The 15,920-nt window shown below is 72.6% G+C and carries 12 protein-coding genes; 3 read left to right on the forward strand and 9 right to left on the reverse strand.

Annotation, left to right across the window (positions count from 1 at the left end):
* Positions 1-54: 54 nt before the first annotated feature.
* Positions 55-660 carry a copper resistance CopC family protein gene (locus BIU97_RS16845; RefSeq protein ID WP_175472102.1) on the reverse strand — a complete coding sequence of 202 codons (606 nt, stop codon included), beginning with the start codon at positions 658-660 and terminating at the stop codon, positions 55-57.
* A 50-nt stretch (positions 661-710) separates the two neighbouring features.
* Positions 711-1,448, reverse strand: coding sequence for a YcnI family copper-binding membrane protein (locus BIU97_RS16850; RefSeq protein WP_071257271.1), 738 nt, complete (start codon positions 1,446-1,448; stop codon positions 711-713).
* 233 nt (positions 1,449-1,681) lie between these two features.
* Here BIU97_RS16850 and clpX point away from each other — a divergent pair, with 233 nt between their 5' ends.
* Positions 1,682-2,962, forward strand: coding sequence for an ATP-dependent Clp protease ATP-binding subunit ClpX (clpX, locus tag BIU97_RS16855; protein ID WP_071257273.1), 1,281 nt, complete (start codon positions 1,682-1,684; stop codon positions 2,960-2,962).
* A gap of 105 nt (positions 2,963-3,067) precedes the next feature.
* On the opposite strand, the gene BIU97_RS16860 is transcribed toward clpX, so the two are convergent.
* From BIU97_RS16860 to valS, 4 genes are all read right to left on the reverse strand, one after another.
* Positions 3,068-5,092 carry a M3 family metallopeptidase gene (locus BIU97_RS16860; protein WP_071257275.1) on the reverse strand — a complete coding sequence of 675 codons (2,025 nt, stop codon included), beginning with the start codon at positions 5,090-5,092 and terminating at the stop codon, positions 3,068-3,070.
* A gap of 204 nt (positions 5,093-5,296) precedes the next feature.
* On the reverse strand, positions 5,297-5,875 hold the full coding sequence (locus tag BIU97_RS16865) for a TetR/AcrR family transcriptional regulator (RefSeq protein WP_083420997.1): 579 nt from the start codon (positions 5,873-5,875) through the stop codon (positions 5,297-5,299).
* Between the two features lie 292 nt (positions 5,876-6,167).
* Positions 6,168-6,386 carry a hypothetical protein gene (locus BIU97_RS16870; protein ID WP_254783028.1) on the reverse strand — a complete coding sequence of 73 codons (219 nt, stop codon included), beginning with the start codon at positions 6,384-6,386 and terminating at the stop codon, positions 6,168-6,170.
* Positions 6,387-6,620: 234 nt separating this feature from the next.
* Complete coding sequence (valS, locus tag BIU97_RS16875) at positions 6,621-9,215, reverse strand: valine--tRNA ligase (RefSeq protein WP_071298180.1); 2,595 nt, start codon at positions 9,213-9,215, stop codon at positions 6,621-6,623.
* 213 nt (positions 9,216-9,428) lie between these two features.
* On the opposite strand from valS, the gene BIU97_RS16880 reads away from it, so the two are divergent.
* Positions 9,429-10,691, forward strand: coding sequence for a glycosyl hydrolase (locus tag BIU97_RS16880; protein ID WP_139196089.1), 1,263 nt, complete (start codon positions 9,429-9,431; stop codon positions 10,689-10,691).
* Between the two features lie 163 nt (positions 10,692-10,854).
* Positions 10,855-12,432, forward strand: a complete 1,578-nt coding sequence (proP, locus tag BIU97_RS16885) for a glycine betaine/L-proline transporter ProP (RefSeq protein ID WP_254783029.1) — start codon at positions 10,855-10,857, stop codon at positions 12,430-12,432.
* Between the two features lie 102 nt (positions 12,433-12,534).
* Here proP and BIU97_RS16890 read toward each other — a convergent pair whose 3' ends face one another.
* Genes BIU97_RS16890 through BIU97_RS16900 form a run of 3 tightly spaced genes read right to left on the reverse strand, consistent with a single transcriptional unit; the run spans position 12,535 to position 15,916 of the window.
* Positions 12,535-14,121 (reverse strand): ATP-binding cassette domain-containing protein, encoded by a 1,587-nt coding sequence (locus BIU97_RS16890; RefSeq protein WP_071298182.1) that lies wholly within the window; start codon positions 14,119-14,121, stop codon positions 12,535-12,537.
* Positions 14,118-14,990 carry an ABC transporter permease gene (locus BIU97_RS16895; RefSeq protein WP_071298183.1) on the reverse strand — a complete coding sequence of 291 codons (873 nt, stop codon included), beginning with the start codon at positions 14,988-14,990 and terminating at the stop codon, positions 14,118-14,120. Before BIU97_RS16895 ends, BIU97_RS16890 begins: the two co-directional genes overlap by 4 nt.
* A complete protein-coding gene (locus tag BIU97_RS16900) occupies positions 14,987-15,916 on the reverse strand; it encodes an ABC transporter permease (RefSeq protein WP_071298184.1) in 930 nt (309 codons plus the stop codon). Before BIU97_RS16900 ends, BIU97_RS16895 begins: the two co-directional genes overlap by 4 nt.
* Between the last annotated feature and the right edge of the window lie 4 nt (positions 15,917-15,920).

Here is a 15,920-nt window from a genome sequence, read left to right on the forward strand (position 1 = left end):
GGTGCGGGGCCTCTCGTCGTGCGGCCGGGTCGTCGTGTTCGGCCTGCGGTCTGTTCAGTCCTCGGTGTCGTCGGACTCCGGGGCCGGCTTCCGGCGCAGGAGCAGCAGCACCGCGACGACGACGCCGACCAGCACGACGCCGCCGGCGCCGATCCAGAGCGCGTCCGAGGCGGTCGAGTCGGACCCGCCCGCGGCGGTGCCCGTCGTCGTGCCGCTCGTGGCGTCGTCACCGGCGGTGGCGCACGTCGGCGGTGCGGCGGCGCCGGCGGCAGGGGAGAAGCCCGCCGGGGCCTTCCACGTGAAGGCGTACTCGTCGGAGACGGTGTGGCCGTCCGCGGAGACGATCTGCCACTCGACGGTGTACTTCCCCGAGTCGCCGAGCGCGGCGGGAGTGGTCATCGAGGGGCCGTCGACGTCGACGCAGCCGTCCTCGTAGTACTTGCCGTCCGGGCCGACGACGCGGAAGGCGAAGCCGGAGTCGGAGCCGCCGATGTCGAGCAGGCGGTCGTTCGTGGTGATCTCGAACGCCTCCGGCAGCGACGTGAGCGTGCCGTCGACCGCGGGCGTCGACCCGACCAGGTAGTTGTGCGCGCTGGCCGGACCGGCGAGCCCGAGGACCGCGCCGCCCGCGATCGCGAGCACGGCGGCGGACCCGGCCACGAGCCTCCTGGCAGAGGACCGCAGCCGGGACCGACGTGCGCCGCGCTCGGTCACTTGGTGGTGGTCCGACGGCGCGTGCCGGCGACGGCGACGACCAGGGCGACCGCGCCGAGCACGAGACCGCCGAGGCCGAGGAAGCGCCCGACGAGGTCGGGGTCGGCCGGGGTCGTCGAGGCGGCAGCGGCCTCGGCCGTCGGGGTCGCGGCGATCGGGTCACCGTCGTCGTCGGTCGCCTCGGCGGCGGTCAGCGTGATCGAGGGCGCCGGGTGCTCGGGCTCGGCCTCGCCGGGCTGCTGCTCCTGGTCCCACTCGACCGAGCCCTTCTCGCAGGTCTGCAGCACGGGGAACGCCACGACGTCGCCGGCCTTGCCGTCGGGCAGGGCGAAGGAGAACGCGAAGGTGTCGCGCTCGTCGGCGGGCAGCGGGGTCTTCGCCGTGTACGTGATGCTCGTGACGCGCTCGGGGGTGTCCTCGGCGTGCGCGGAGCCCTCGGCGTCGGCCGACGCGGACGGGTCCGTGTACGGCTCGGTCGTCTTCGAGATCTTCCAGTTCGGGTTGACGGTCGGGGTGACCTCGATGACCGACTCCGGCACCTGGAACTCGAGCTTCGTGGTCGGCGACCCGTCGCAGCCGTGCGGGACCGAGAAGGTCGTCGTCGTGTACGAGTTCGCGGCGGTCGAGGTCGCGGTCGCCGACACGTGCGCGCTGGCTGCGCCGGCGGTGCCGAGGACGATGACTGCCACGGCGCCGAGGGTGACGGCGCCGCCGGCGGCGAGACGCTTCTGCATGGGGATCCTTCGCTGGTCGGGCGGGTGTTTCTACAAGTTGTAGAGAAGACTGGATCACGGTAGCAGGCCGGAACGCCCTGGGCGAACGCTCCGACGAAATTCCGCGGCGGCGAACGGTCGGTGTCGCCGGTTGCGATTAGGCTCGTGTCCACGACGAGGTGCCCACCAGCAGCGGTGCACCGGCGGCCGGTGCGAGTGCGCGGGCCGACACGTCCGACCAGGGAGGCACGGCAATGGCACGCATCGGAGAGAGCGGGGACCTCCTCAAGTGCTCCTTCTGCGGCAAGAGCCAGAAGCAGGTCCAGCAGTTGATCGCCGGTCCCGGCGTCTACATCTGCGACGAGTGCGTCGAGCTGTGCAACGAGATCATCGAGGAGCGCCTGGCCGAAGCCGGCGAGGACACCTCCAGTGGTGACTTCGAGCTGCCGAAGCCGCGCGAGATCTTCGACTTCCTGCAGGAGTACGTCATCGGGCAGGACCCGGCGAAGCGCGCCCTCGCCGTGGCCGTCTACAACCACTACAAGCGCGTGCGTGCGCAGGGGCAGATCACCGCTGCCGAGGACCGCGACGACATCGAGATCGCGAAGTCGAACATCCTGCTCATCGGCCCGACCGGCTGCGGCAAGACCTACCTGGCGCAGACCCTGGCGAAGCGCCTCAACGTGCCCTTCGCCGTCGCCGACGCCACCGCCCTGACCGAGGCCGGCTACGTGGGCGAGGACGTCGAGAACATCCTGCTCAAGCTCATCCAGGCCGCCGACTACGACGTCAAGCGTGCCGAGACCGGCATCATCTACATCGACGAGGTCGACAAGATCGCCCGCAAGGCCGAGAACCCGTCGATCACCCGCGACGTCTCCGGCGAGGGCGTGCAGCAGGCGCTGCTCAAGATCCTCGAAGGCACGGTCGCCTCGGTCCCGCCGCAGGGCGGCCGCAAGCACCCGCACCAGGAGTTCATCCAGATCGACACGACGAACGTGCTGTTCATCGTCGCGGGTGCGTTCGCCGGGCTCGAGGACATCGTGTCCTCCCGGGTCGGCAAGCGGGGGATCGGCTTCGGGGCGCCGCTGCACAGCGCGACCGACCACCAGGACCTGTACGCCGAGGTCCTGCCGGAGGACCTGCACAAGTTCGGCCTCATCCCCGAGTTCATCGGCCGTCTGCCCGTCGTCACGACCGTGTCGCAGCTCGACCAGGCTGCGCTCATGCAGATCCTCACCGAGCCGAAGAACGCCCTGGTCAAGCAGTACCAGCGGATGTTCCAGATCGACGGCGTCGAGCTCGAGTTCGACCGCGGCGCGCTCGAGGCCATCGCCGACCTGGCGGTGCTCCGACAGACGGGTGCACGCGGTCTCCGGGCGATCCTCGAAGAGGTCCTCGGCCCGGTGATGTTCGACGTGCCGTCGGACGACGACGTCGCCCGCGTGGTGATCACCCGCGAGTCCGTGCTCGAGAACGCAGCACCGACGATCGTGCCGCGCCCCCGGGCGAAGCGCGTCGAGAAGTCGGCGTAGCGCGCCCGCCCGTCAGTCAGCGGCAGACACCAGCAGAACGACAGAACACCTCGAGATCTCGAGGTGTTCTGTCGTTTCCGTGGTGTTCGCCGGTCGAGCCGCCGCCTACTCGAGCCCGCGGCGCCGCAGCAGCGGACCGACCTCGGCATCGCGGCCGCGGAAGTCCCGGTAGGCCTCGAGCGGGTCCTTCGCCCCACCGACACCGAGCAGGCGTTCCGCGAAGCGACGTCCGGCCCCACGGTCGAGCCCACCGTTGTCGCGGAACCACTCGACCGTGTCGGCGTCGAGGACCTCGGACCAGATGTACCCGTAGTACCCGGCGTCGTACCCGCCGGAGAACGTGTGCGCGAAGTAGGTCGACGAGTACCGCGGCGGGACGGCGGCGACGGCGATGCCGGCGTCGGCGAGTGCCTGGCGCTCGAACGCCTCGACGTCCGTCACCGCGGCGGCCTCGGCCGCGGACAACCGGTGCCACGCCTGGTCGAGCAGCGCCGCCGCGAGGTACTCGGTCGTGCCGAAGCCCTCGTTGAAGCCCTCGGACTCACTGAGGCCCAGGACGAGCTCGGGCGGCAGCGGCGCTCCGGTCTCGTGGTGCTTGGCGTAGTTCGCCAGGACCGACGGCCACGACACCCACATCTCGTTCACCTGGCTCGGGAACTCGACGAAGTCACGCTCGACGTTCGTGCCCGAGAAGCGCGGGTAGGTCGTGCGGGCGAGGAGTCCGTGCAGCGCGTGGCCGAACTCGTGGAACAGCGTCTCGACCTCGTCCTGGATGAGCAGCGTCGGCGACCCGGCGGCCGGCTTCGCGACGTTGAGGTTGTTCACCACGACCGGCAGGGTACCGAGGAGCTCGGACTGCTCGACGACGGGGTTCATCCACGCGCCGCCCCGCTTGCCGTCCCGCGTGTACAGGTCGAGCAGGTACAGGCCGACGGGCTCGCCGCCGTCGCCGGTCACCTCGAACACCCGGACCTCGTCGTTGTACCCGCGCAGGTCGTGGCGCTCGGCGAACGAGAGCCCGTACAGGGCGCCGGCGGCGTGGAAGACGCCGTCGTGCAGGACCCGGTCCGCCTCGAAGTACGGTCGCAGCGCCGAGCTGTCCGCCGCGAACTGCTCGCCGCGCAGGATCTCGGTCGCGTACGCCCAGTCCCACGACTCGATGTCGAAGCCGACCGTCTTGGACCGGACGGCGCGCTCGTCGTCGGCGTTCCGGGCTGCGGCGTCGACGAGCGAGGACAGCAGGCCGTCGACCGCCTCCGGGGTCCCCGCGGTCTCGTCCGCGGTCACGACGGCGGCGTGGTTCGGGAAGCCGAGCAGTTCGGCACGTTCGGCCCGGAGCCGGACGATGCGGAGCAGGACCTCGCGGTTGTCGTGCGCGTTGCCACGACGGCCACGGGCGAGCGAGGCGCGCATGATCCGCTCGCGCAGGCCGCGGTCCGCCAGCGACGCGAGCCACGGGTGCCCGGTGTACAGCGGGAGCGTGATGAGCCAGCCGTCGAGGCCCCGGTCGGCAGCGGCGCCGGCGGCGGCCGACTTCGCGCCGTCGTCGAGACCGTCGAGCTCCTGCTCGTCGGTGACGTGCACGGCGGAGTCGTTCGTGTCCTCGAGCAGGTTGCGCTCGAACGTCGTGGTGAGGGTGGAGAGCTCCTGGTTGATCGCCGTCAGCCGCTCCTTGCCGACCTCGTCGAGCCCGGCACCGGCCAGGGTCATCTCGGCGTGGGTGCGCTGCACGAGGCGCAGGGCCTCACCGGTCAGCCCGGCGGCCTCGGCGCCGTCGAGGACCTCCGCCACGCGGGCGTAGAGCCGGGAGTCGAGCGTGATCGCATCGCGGTGTGCGGCGAGCAGCGGCGAGACCTCGGCCTCGAGGTCGTGCAGCTCCGGCGTGGAGTCGGCGGACGACAGCGTGAAGAACACGTGGCTGACGCGGGCGAGCAGCTGGCCGGACCGCTCGAGTGCGACGAGCGTGTTCTCGATCGTCGGCGGGTGTGGGTCGGTGGCGATGGCCTCGACCTCGGCGCGCTGCTCGGCCATGCCGGCGTCGAAGGCCGGCTGGAAGTGCTCGAGTCGGACGTCGCCGAAGGGCGGGAGGGCGTAGGGGAGGGTGCTCGGTTCATCGAACGGGGTTGCCATCGCTCCACCCTACGGACTGCCGGCTCGTGGAGGCATCGGGAGCGCGGCGAGCTCGGCGGTCCTTCCCATAACGCCCGCGGTGGGAAGCAGTTCCGCGCGTTGGGGGCCAGAACTTCCGGCTCACCATGCGCAGAACGACCTTCCACGCGCGGAACAGCCCCCTGGCCCAACCGCCGCATCCGCACCCGCGCCGGGGAAGCCGCGTCAGCGCGTGGCGGCGTCGATCAGGGTCTCGGCGGCCCGGCGTGCGTGGGCGGCGGGCTCGGTGGTGCCGGCGATGGCCGCGGTGGTCTGGGCGCCCTCGGCGAGCAGTGCGAGCTGCGCGGCGAGTTCGGACGCGCGGTCGGTGTCGGGGACCACGTCGGCGGTCAGCCCGGCGACGAACCGCTGGAACGAGTCCTTGTGCTCGCGGGCGATCTCGGCGATGGCGGGCGAGGTCGCTCCGAGCTCACCGAACGCGTTGATGAAGCCGCAGCCGCGGAACGTGTCGTCGCCGAACCACGACTCGAGGAAGTCGTACATCGCGAGGAGCTTGTCCCGAGGGTCCGTCGCGGTGTCCACGGCTCCGTGCACGCCGCGCTCCCAGAGCTCGTGCCGGCCGGAGAGCACCGCGGTGATGAGCTGCTCCTTGCCGGGGAACGCCGCGTAGAGCTTCTTCAGCGAGACGCCGGCGTTCGTGCGGATCTCGTCCATGCCGACGGCCTGGATCCCGCGCGCGTAGAAGAGTCGGTCGGCGACGTCGACGATGTGCGCACGGACGTCCGATCCGATGGTGGTGGCCACGTGGGTACCCCGTTCCTGCGAGTTCACCGGTTCCGAGTTGCGCTGGGAACCAACGTTCTCTAGTGTAGTCCTCGTCGGTGGAGAACGCTCGTTCTCTACTGTGGACGTCGGGCCCTGATTCCTCGGCGTCCGTTCGTGGCCCGGGTGGGCAGAGCATGCTCGGCCTGCCCGGTCCCGGCATCCCGCCGTCGCGGACGCCGCCCGAGTCCGGCGTCCGACGGCCGCCGTCGCTGCGCCAGACCCGACGGCAGCCACGAACGCCGTCCCCGGGTGCGGGGCCCGCGCCGCGGCGTCAGTCCTCTTCGGCCGCGTCGTCCGGGTTCGTCACCTGGGCGTGCCCGGCGTCGTCGAGGTGGATCGAGGTGCCGTCGTCGAGCTCGACGATCGGCTTGCCCTCGAGGAACGTCAGGGTCCAGCCCCATGCTCCCGTGTCGACCGACTCCGCGGCGAGCTCGTCCTCGACCCCGCGCACGGCGACGACCATCGCCTCGGGGAGTCGCGACGGTGGCATCCCGCCGACGTTCCATCGTGTGCCCAACTGCATCCGTGCCTCCAGTCCGTCGTCCTGTGAGCAGGAACGGTCGGGTCCGGATGACGGACCCGACCATTCCTGCTCACCGATCGTGGATCGCGAACACGCGAGTGCGCGTCCGCAGGCGGAACACGCAAGCGCGCGTCCGCAGGCGGAACACGCAAGCGCGCGTCCGCAGGCGGAACGCGCGAGCGCGCGTCCGCCCCGCCGACGTTACGCCTGCTGCTCCGCGAGCTCGATCTCGGTGACCGCGAGCTCGGGGCCGTCGACGAACGACAGGTTCTCGATGCGCCCGACCGCCGCCAGGTCGACCGCCGCGCGCTCGATGAGCGCCCGCTCCTCGGCCGGCGCCGCGACCACGGCGCGCGTCACGGGCGTCTTCTGGGACGCCTTCGCCGCCGTCTTCGCGCCGCGGATCCCGATGAGCGCCTGCCCGACGGCGGCGAGCAGCCCCGTCGGCTCGGCCTGCGTGGGCAGCTCGGCCGTGGTCGGCCAGGAGGCCCGGTGCACGCTGGTGTCGTGGGTCCAGGCCCACACCTCTTCGGTCGCGTACGGCAGGAACGGCGCGAGCAGGCGGAGCAGCACGTCGATCGCACCGCGCAGCGCGAGCACGGCGCTCGCCTGCGTCTCGTGCGTCGCGTCGGCGGCGGTGCCGTAGGCGCGCTCCTTCACGAGCTCGAGGTAGTCGTCGCAGAACGTCCAGAAGAAGCGCTCGGTGACCTCGAGGGCGCGGGCGTGGTCGAAGCCCTCGAACGCCGCGGTGGCCTGCTCGACGACCGTGCCGAGTTCGGCGAGCATGTCGACGTCGAGCGCCTCGGTGACGCTGGTCGCGCCGGACGGCAGCTCGAAGCCGTAGACGAACTTCGCGGCGTTGAGCACCTTGATCGCCAGGCGGCGGCCGACCTTGATCTGCTTCGGGTTCTGCGGGTCGAACGCCGCGTCGGTGCCGAGCTTCGACGAGGCGGCCCAGTAGCGGACCGCGTCGGCGCCGTGCTGCTCGAGGATGGACAGCGGCGTGACGACGTTGCCCTTCGACTTCGACATCTTCTTGCGGTCGGGGTCGACGATGAAGCCGGAGATGCTCGCGTGCTTCCACGGCACGACGTCCGCTTCCAGCTGGCTGCGGAGCACGGTGGTGAACAGCCAGGTGCGGATGATGTCCTGCGCCTGCGGGCGGACGTCGTACGGGTACACCAGGTCGTACAGGGCCGGGTCGGTCTCCCACTTGCCCGCGAGCTGCGGGGTGAGCGACGACGTCGCCCAGGTGTCCATCACGTCGAGCTCGCCCTGGAACCCGCCGGCGACGCCGCGCTGGTCCTCGGAGTAGCCGGGCGCCGGCTCGGAGGCCGGGTCGACGGGCAGCTGCGCCTCGGTCGGCACGATCGGCTGGTCGAAGACCGGGTTGCCGTCGGCGTCGAGCGGGTACCAGACGGGCAGCGGCACGCCGAAGAAGCGCTGGCGCGAGATGAGCCAGTCGCCGGACAGGCCGCCGACCCAGTTGTCGTACCGGACGCGCATGAAGTCCGGGTGGAACGCGATCTCCTCGCCGCGCTGGCGGAGCGTGCTCTTCAGCTGCTCGTCGCGGGCGCCGTTGACGATGTACCACTGACGGGTCGAGACGATCTCGAGGGGCTTGTCGCCCTTCTCGAAGAACTTCACCGGGTGGTTGATCGTCTTGATGTCGCCGATCAGCTCGCCGGACTCGGTCAGGGCGTCGACGACGACCTTCTTCGCCGAGAACACGGTCTTGCCGGCCATCTCGGCGTAGAGCGCCTTGCCGCTCTCCGACTCGATCCACGTCGGCTCGTCGGAGCGCACGCGGCCGTCGAAGCCGATGATCGCGCGGTTCGGCAGCTGGAGCTCGCGCCACCACACCACGTCGGTGGTGTCACCGAAGGTGCAGACCATCGCGATGCCGGCGCCCTTGTCCTGCTGCGCCAGGTGGTGCGCGAGCACCGGGACCTCGACGTCGAACAGGGGGGAGCGCACGGTGGTGCCGAAGAGGTCCTGGAACCGCTCGTCGTCCGGGTGCGCGACGAGGGCGACGCAGGCGGCCAGCAGCTCGGGGCGGGTGGTCTGGATGACGACGTCGTCGCCGCCGTCGGTGCGGTGGAAGGCGATGCCGTGGTACGCGCCGGGCATCTCCTTGTCCTCGAGCTCGGCCTGCGCGACCGCGGTGCGGAACGTGACGTCCCACAGGGTCGGGGCGTCGGCCTGGTAGGCCTCGCCGCGCTCGAGGTTGCGCAGGAACGCGCGCTGGGCGCTCGCCCGCGAGGTGTCGTCGATCGTGCGGTAGGACTGCGTCCAGTCGACGGACAGGCCGAGCGTGCGGAACAGGTCCTCGAACTGCTGCTCGTCCTGCACGGTCAGGCGCTCGCACAGCTCGATGAAGTTGCGGCGCGAGATCGGCACCTGGTCGGCGGCCTTGGCGGACTTGCCCTCGCCGCCCTCGAACGGCGGCACGAAGGCGGCGTCGTACGGCAGCTGCGGGTCGCAGCGGACACCGTAGTAGTTCTGCACGCGGCGCTCGGTCGGCAGGCCGTTGTCGTCCCAGCCCATCGGGTAGAAGACGTGCTTGCCGCGCATGCGCTCGAACCGGGCCTTGAGGTCGGTGTGCGTGTACGAGAACACGTGCCCGATGTGCAGCGAACCGGAGGCGGTGGGCGGGGGCGTGTCGATCGACCAGACGTTGCTGCGATCGCCGGCGGCGGAACGGTCGAAGCGGTACGTGCCGTCCTGCTCCCAGGTCGGTCCCCAGACCTGCTCCAGTCCGTCGACGCTCGGCTTCTCGGGCATGGGCTTGGTCATGGCTGCGCCTTCCGTTCGTGTGTGCGGCACCGAGTCCGTGATGAGGTGCCTGAGTGTCCGCGCGCGGTGCGCGGTGTCCCCAGGCTACCCGGTGCCACGAGACGGGAGCGGCACCCCGGAATGCTGCATCGGGAATTCTCCCGACGAGAATACGCAAATGCCGCACGAATGCAATTGTTCGCATTGTCTGGAATTGCTCCTAAGGTGCATTCCGTGAATGCATCCAGAAGGTTCTCGGCCGCCATCGGCGCCGCGGCCGTCCTGCTCGCCGTGTCGGTCGTCGCGGGACCGGTGGGACCAGCCCAGGCCGCCGCGGCGCCGCCCGGCTCGACCCGGTTCGGCATCGGCTCCGGCATCGACACGACGGCGGACGGCGCGCAGGTGCGCCTCGCAGCAGGCCTCGGCGTCGGGACCGCGCGGATCGACCTCTGGTGGACCGGGATCGAGAAGACCCCGGGCGACCTCGTGATGCCCGCTTCCTACCGGACGGCCGTGGACCGGCTCCGCTCGGCGGGGATCCGGCCGCTCATCGTGCTCGACTACGGCAACCCCCACCACGACGGCGGTGGTGGCCCGACCTCGTCCGCCGGCATCGCCGCGTTCGCCCGGTACGCGGGCTTCGTCGCCGCGACGTTCGGCCCGGACGTCGCCGGGTACGAGGTCTGGAACGAGTGGCCGAACACCGTCGCGCCGGGACTCCGCAGCGCGTCCCGCTACGTCGCCCTGACCCGGGCGGCGTCGGCGGCCGTGCACGCCGCGGCACCGGGGGCCGTGGTGGCGGGTCCGGCCATGAGCCTGCTCGGGGCCGACGGGCTGCACCCGTGGCTCCGGCAGTGGCTCGCCGCCGGTGGCCCGGCGACGGTGGACGCGGTCTCGGTCCACGCCTACAGCGGGATGCGACCGCCCGAGACGACCCTCGGGCCGGCGATGCGGGAGCTCCGGGCGGCCCTCGCGGCGCAGCACCGTCCCGTCCCCGTGTGGTGGACCGAGGGCGGATGGCAGGCCGGACCGCCGGGACGGGCGGGCACCGTCTCGACCGCCGTGCAGTCCGCCTGGCTGGTGCGCTGGGGAGCGATCGCCGCGCACCTCGGTGCCGTGCTCGTCGTGCCGTTCACCCTGGTCGACACCGTGTCGACCCCGACCGGGTACGGCCTGTACGGCTCGGCGGGCGGCGGCTGGACGGCCCGGCGCGCGGCCACCGCCTACGCGGTCCTCGTGCGCACCGTCGGCGACCGTCCGTTCGCGGCGGTCGAGCGATCCGGGGCCGGCGGTGTCTGGGTCGTCCGCTACGGCTCCGGCCGGGACGTCGTCCGGGTGGCCTGGTCGACGTCGGGCGTCCGCACGGCGAGGGTCGCGGTGTCGAGCGGGACCTCGCTGGTCTCCGCGACCGGGGCGACGAGTCGCACGGTCGTGGTCGGCGGCGAGGCGGCCGTGCGGGTGCGGGCGGCGCCGGTGTTCCTGCGGTCCCCTCGGTGAGGCGTCGTCGCTGCCGTCCGGTCGGCTACCACACCGACCTGACGGACACGCCGAGAGCCTGGTAGTCTGTCGGAGTTTGTCCGGTGGGCGCGGGTCCGCAGGTACTGCACCGTCGCCGTCCCACCGGACGCCCGAAGGACGCACCACACACCGGAGGAACCACTTGGCACCGAACGACGCACCCCACGCGCACGGCGATCGACCGCTGCGGACGAAGGGCGCTGCGAAGCGCGCTCGGCGCAAGCTGACCACGGACGACGTCACCGTCGTCGAGGAGTCCCTGCTCAAGCGTGCCGTGGCGGCAGCCGCCCTCGGCAACGCGATGGAGTGGTTCGACTTCGGCATCTTCGCCTACCTGACCGTCACCATCTCGCAGGTCTTCCTGCCGCAGGGCGACCCGGCGGCGAACATCGTCGCGACGTTCGGCTTCTTCGCCGCCGCGTTCATCGTCCGTCCGATCGGCGGTGCCGTGTTCGGCCCGATCGGCGACAAGATCGGCCGGCAAAAGGTCCTCGCGCTGACGATGATCCTGATGGCCGCCGGCACGCTCATGATCGGCCTCATCCCGTCGTACGACACGATCGGCTTCTGGGCCCCGGTCCTGCTGCTCGTCGCCCGCTTCGTGCAGGGCTTCTCGACCGGTGGTGAGTACGGCGGGGCGGCGACGTTCATCGCCGAGTACTCGCCGGACAAGCGCCGCGGCTTCATGGGCTCGTGGCTCGAGTTCGGCACCCTCGCCGGCTACGTGCTCGGCGCCTCGATCGTCACCGGCCTGCAGTTCGGCCTGTCCGAGGACGCCCTGCTCAGCTGGGGGTGGCGCATCCCGTTCATCATCGCCGGCCCGCTCGGCCTCATCGGGCTCTACCTGCGCCTCAAGCTCGAGGAGACCCCGGCCTTCCAGAAGCAGCAGGAGCAGGCCGCCGAGCGCGAGGGCCAGAAGACGCCGTTCCTCAAGCTGTTCGCCGAGAACTGGCGCTCGCTCCTCATCTGCATCGGGCTGGTCCTGGTCTTCAACGTGACCGACTACATGCTCCTGTCGTACATGCCGACCTACCTCGAGCAGAACCTCGGCCAGAACGCGACGTTCGGCCTCATCCTCATCGTCGTCGTGATGCTGCTCATGATGGTCGTCATCACCTTCGGCGGCCGGCTGTCCGACCGCTTCGGCCGCCGCCCGGTGCTCGCCGCCGGCTGCATCGGCTTCATCCTGCTGTCCTGGCCGGCGCTCAAGCTCGTCCAGACCGGGACGGGTGTCGGGGTCTTCTCCGGCCTGCTCATCCTCGGTGTCGTGCTCGTGACGTTCACCTCGACGATGCCCTCGACGCTGCCCGCGCTGTTCCCGACGATCATCCGCTACGGCGCACTGGCGATCGCGTTCAACGTCTCGGTCTCGCTCTTCGGTGGCACGACCCCGCTCGCCACCGCCGCGCTCATCAACGGCGCGAAGGACGCCGGCTTCGGCTGGGCCGAGGACATCCCGGCGTTCTACCTCATGCTCGCCGCCGTCATCGGCCTGGTGGCGGTGTACTTCACCAAGGAGACCGCGGCCACGCCGCTCATGGGCTCCGGCCCGACGGTCGGTTCCGAGGACGAGGTCGCCGGCGTGATCGAGGACTACAACGACCCGACCTCGGAGCTCGCGCAGTCCGACTGGGCGAAGGACTTCTCGACGAGCGAGATCCCGATCATCTCGGGTGACGCCGCGACGGGTGACGAGGAGAAGGCACCCGCCGGCTCGTAGCCGCTGCCGCTCCGCCGGCTTGGAGGCACGGTGCGCGTCCGTCACGGACGTCGCGCCGTGCCTCCGGTCGTCTCCGGGCGGGTCGCCCCTGCCGGGCGACGATCAGGCCGCCGGGCCGCTCGCGAGCCGGTCGGCGGCGCGGAGCAGGCCGGCGGTCACCGGGTGGCCCGGGTGCTCGAGCACCGAGGCGGCCGGGCCGTGCTCGACGACCGCGCCCTCGTGCACGACGAGCACGTCGTCGGCGATCCGCCGGACCGCGCGCAGGTCGTGCGACACGAAGACCATCGCCACGCCGGTCTCGTCGCGGAGCCGCTCCAACAGGGTGAGCACGGCGTCCTGCACGGTGGCGTCGAGCGCGGTCACCGGCTCGTCGAGCACGACCACCTCGGGGTCGGTCGCGAGCGCCCGGGCGATCGCGAGCCGCTGTCGCTGCCCGCCCGAGAGCGTCAGCGGTGACCGTGGGCGCAGCGCCGGGTCGAGGTCGACCTGTCGCAGGGCGTCGTCCACCCGCGCCGCGAGCGGACCGGTGGCGCGTCGGGCGGTGCCGCGCGAGAGCGCGTCGGCGAGCACGCGCTCCACCGACCAGCGCTCGTCGAACGTCGCTCCGGGGTCCTGCACGACGGCGGCGACCCGGTGGCGCCGTGGGCGGCGGTCCCGCTCGGCCAGGGGCACCCAGGCGCCCCCGTCGAGCTCGACGGTGCCGGCGTCCGGCGTCTCGAGGCCGAGCAGGACGCGCGCCAGGGTGGTCTTGCCCGAACCCGACGCCCCGATCACCCCGAGCACCCGCCCGCGGTCGAGGGCGAACGACACGTCGTCGAGCGCGCGGACACCGCCGAAGTCCCGCCGGAGCCCCCGCGCCGCGACGACCGCGGGCGCGTCCGCGTCCGCCGTGGACGCTCCGGCACGAGCGGCCGGGGCGAGGCCACGGCGGGCGGCACGCACCAACGCCCGCGTCGCCTCGTGCCGCGGCGCGTCGAACACCGCGGCGACGGGTCCCTGTTCGACGACCCGCCCCTCGTGCACGACGACGACGCGGTCCGCCCAGCCGGCGACGAGTCCGAGGTCGTGCGTGATGACGAGGAGGCCGGCGCCGCGCCGCTGGGCCGCGCGGAGCTGCTCCATGACGGTGACGGCCACGCCCGCGTCGAGGGCCGTCGTCGGCTCGTCGGCGACGACGAGCGACGGCGAGCCGACGGTCGCCGCGGCGATGAGCGCCCGCTGGCGCATCCCGCCGGACAGCGTCCCGGCGAGCCGGCCGTCGGTCGCGGTGTCCGGGTCGAGGCCCACCGCCGCCAGCGCGTCGCGCACCGCGTCCACGCGTTCGGCCGCACGCATCCCGGTGTGCAGCCGCAGGGTGTCGGCGACCTCGCGCCCGACGGGACGCAGCGGGTCCAACGCGCCCAGGGCCTCCTGGCCGACGTAGCCGACGCGTGCGCCGCGCACCTGTCGCCACCGCCGTTCGGAGAACGCACGCACGTCGAGCCCGGCGACGGTGAACGTGTCGGCCCGCACGGCGGAGCCCGCGGCCGACAGGCCGAGGGCCGCGCGTGCGGTCACGGTCTTGCCGGAACCCGACGCACCGACCAGCGCGACGCACTCGCCGGCGTCGACCCGCAGGTCCACGTCGGTCACGATCGGGCTGCCGGCGATCCGCACGCTCAGGCCGCTGATGTCCAGGACGGTCGTCATCGGGAGGCTCCTGTTCGTCGGATCGCCCGACCGAGGACCGTGACGGCGGTGGCGAGCACCACGATGGCGAGCCCGGGGAAGGTGCTCATCCACGGCGCGGTCTGCAGGTACGTGCGGCCGTCGGCGAGCATCGCGCCCCATTCCGGCGCGGGGGGCGGCGTGCCGACGCCGAGGTAGCTGAGCGCCGACGCCCAGACCACCGCCTGGCCGACACCGAGCGTGCCGACGGCGACGACGGGCCAGAGCGCGGCGGGCAGGACGTGCCGGACGACGATCGCGGCGGGGGAGCGGCCGAGCAGCACGGCCGTCTCCACCACCTGCGAGGTGCGGGCGGTGCGGACCAGGCCGCGCACGATGCGGGCGTAGCCGGGCGCCGTGGCGGAGCCGACCGCCAGCACGGCGGGGACCGGACCGGGGCCGGTGACGGCGATGACCACCAGGGCGACGAGGAGCAGCGGCAGCGCGAAGGCGACCTCGGTCACCCGTCCGATCACGGCGTCGAGCAGGCGCCCGACCCGTCCGGCCCCCGCGCCGAGCCCCGCGACCACGCCGAGCACGAGTCCGACGCCGCCGCCGAGCAGCGTCGCGGCGACGCCGACCAGCAGGGACGCGCGGGTCCCCGCGACGACGCGCGCCAGCACGTCACGCCCGGACTCGTCGGTGCCGAAGGGGTGGGCGCCGCTCGGTGGCCGGAGCGCCTCGGCCGGGTGGACGGCCAGCGGGTCGCCCCCGCCGAGCAGCGCCGGCCACACGGCCGCGACGACCGCCACGAGCACGACGAGGGCCGCCGCGGTGCCCGACGGGTCGAGCGCCCGACGACGCCGGGAGCGCGCGGCGGTCGACGTGCCCGGGTCGACGATGCCGCTCACCGGGCGCCCCTCGGGTCGACGGCCCGTTCGACCAGGTCCGCCACCGCGAGCACCACGACGTAGGCCGCTGCGGACACCATCGCGATGCCCGCGACGAGGGGCATGTCCCGCTGGGTCACGGCGGTGACGAGCGCACGGCCGATCCCGGGCAGGGCGAAGACCGACTCCACGACGACGGCGCCGGAGACGAGCGACCCGAAGGCCCACGCCGACAGGGCGATGCCGGGCAGGGCGGCGTGCCGGAGCAGGTGGCGCGCGAACAACCCGGTCCGGGTCTCGCCCCGGCTCCGCGCCGCGAGCGCGAAGGCGGACCGCTGCGCGTCCACGACGCCGTCGCGGACCGTCTCGGCCAGGTACCCGGCCACCGGCACCGCGACGGTGACGACCGGCAGCACCCACCCGCGCACGCTGCCGTCGCTGACCGCCGGGACCCAGCCGAGCGTGCTCGCGAACACGACGATGAGCACGCTGCCGAGCCAGAAGTGCGGGACGACGCTCGCCGTGACGCTGATCGCCCCGGTCAGCGCCGCCGCGACCCGCCCGCGTTGCGTCGACCACCACGCGGCGGCGATCGCCAGCGCCCAGGCGACGACGAGACCGGCGACGGCCAGGGTGAGGGTGACCGGCAGTTGCTGGCCGAGGAGCGTCGCGACCGGCGTCCGGAACGCGTACGAGTCGCCGAGCTGCAGCGTCGCCAGGCGGCCGAGGAACACCGTGTACTGCACCAGGACCGGCTGGTCGAGGCCGTACTCGCGGCGCACCCCGGCGACGGCCTCGGCCGAGGCCTGCGACCCGGGACCGCCCAGGATCGCGAGGGCGGGGTCTCCCGGGATGAGCCGGATCGCCACGAAGACGATCGTCGCGACGGCCCACAGCACACCGACGCCGCCGGCGAGCCGCCGGACGGCCCACCAGACCCACGGCATCCGC

This window comes from Curtobacterium sp. MCBA15_009 (genome assembly GCF_001864895.1).
Lineage (GTDB): Bacteria > Actinomycetota > Actinomycetes > Actinomycetales > Microbacteriaceae > Curtobacterium.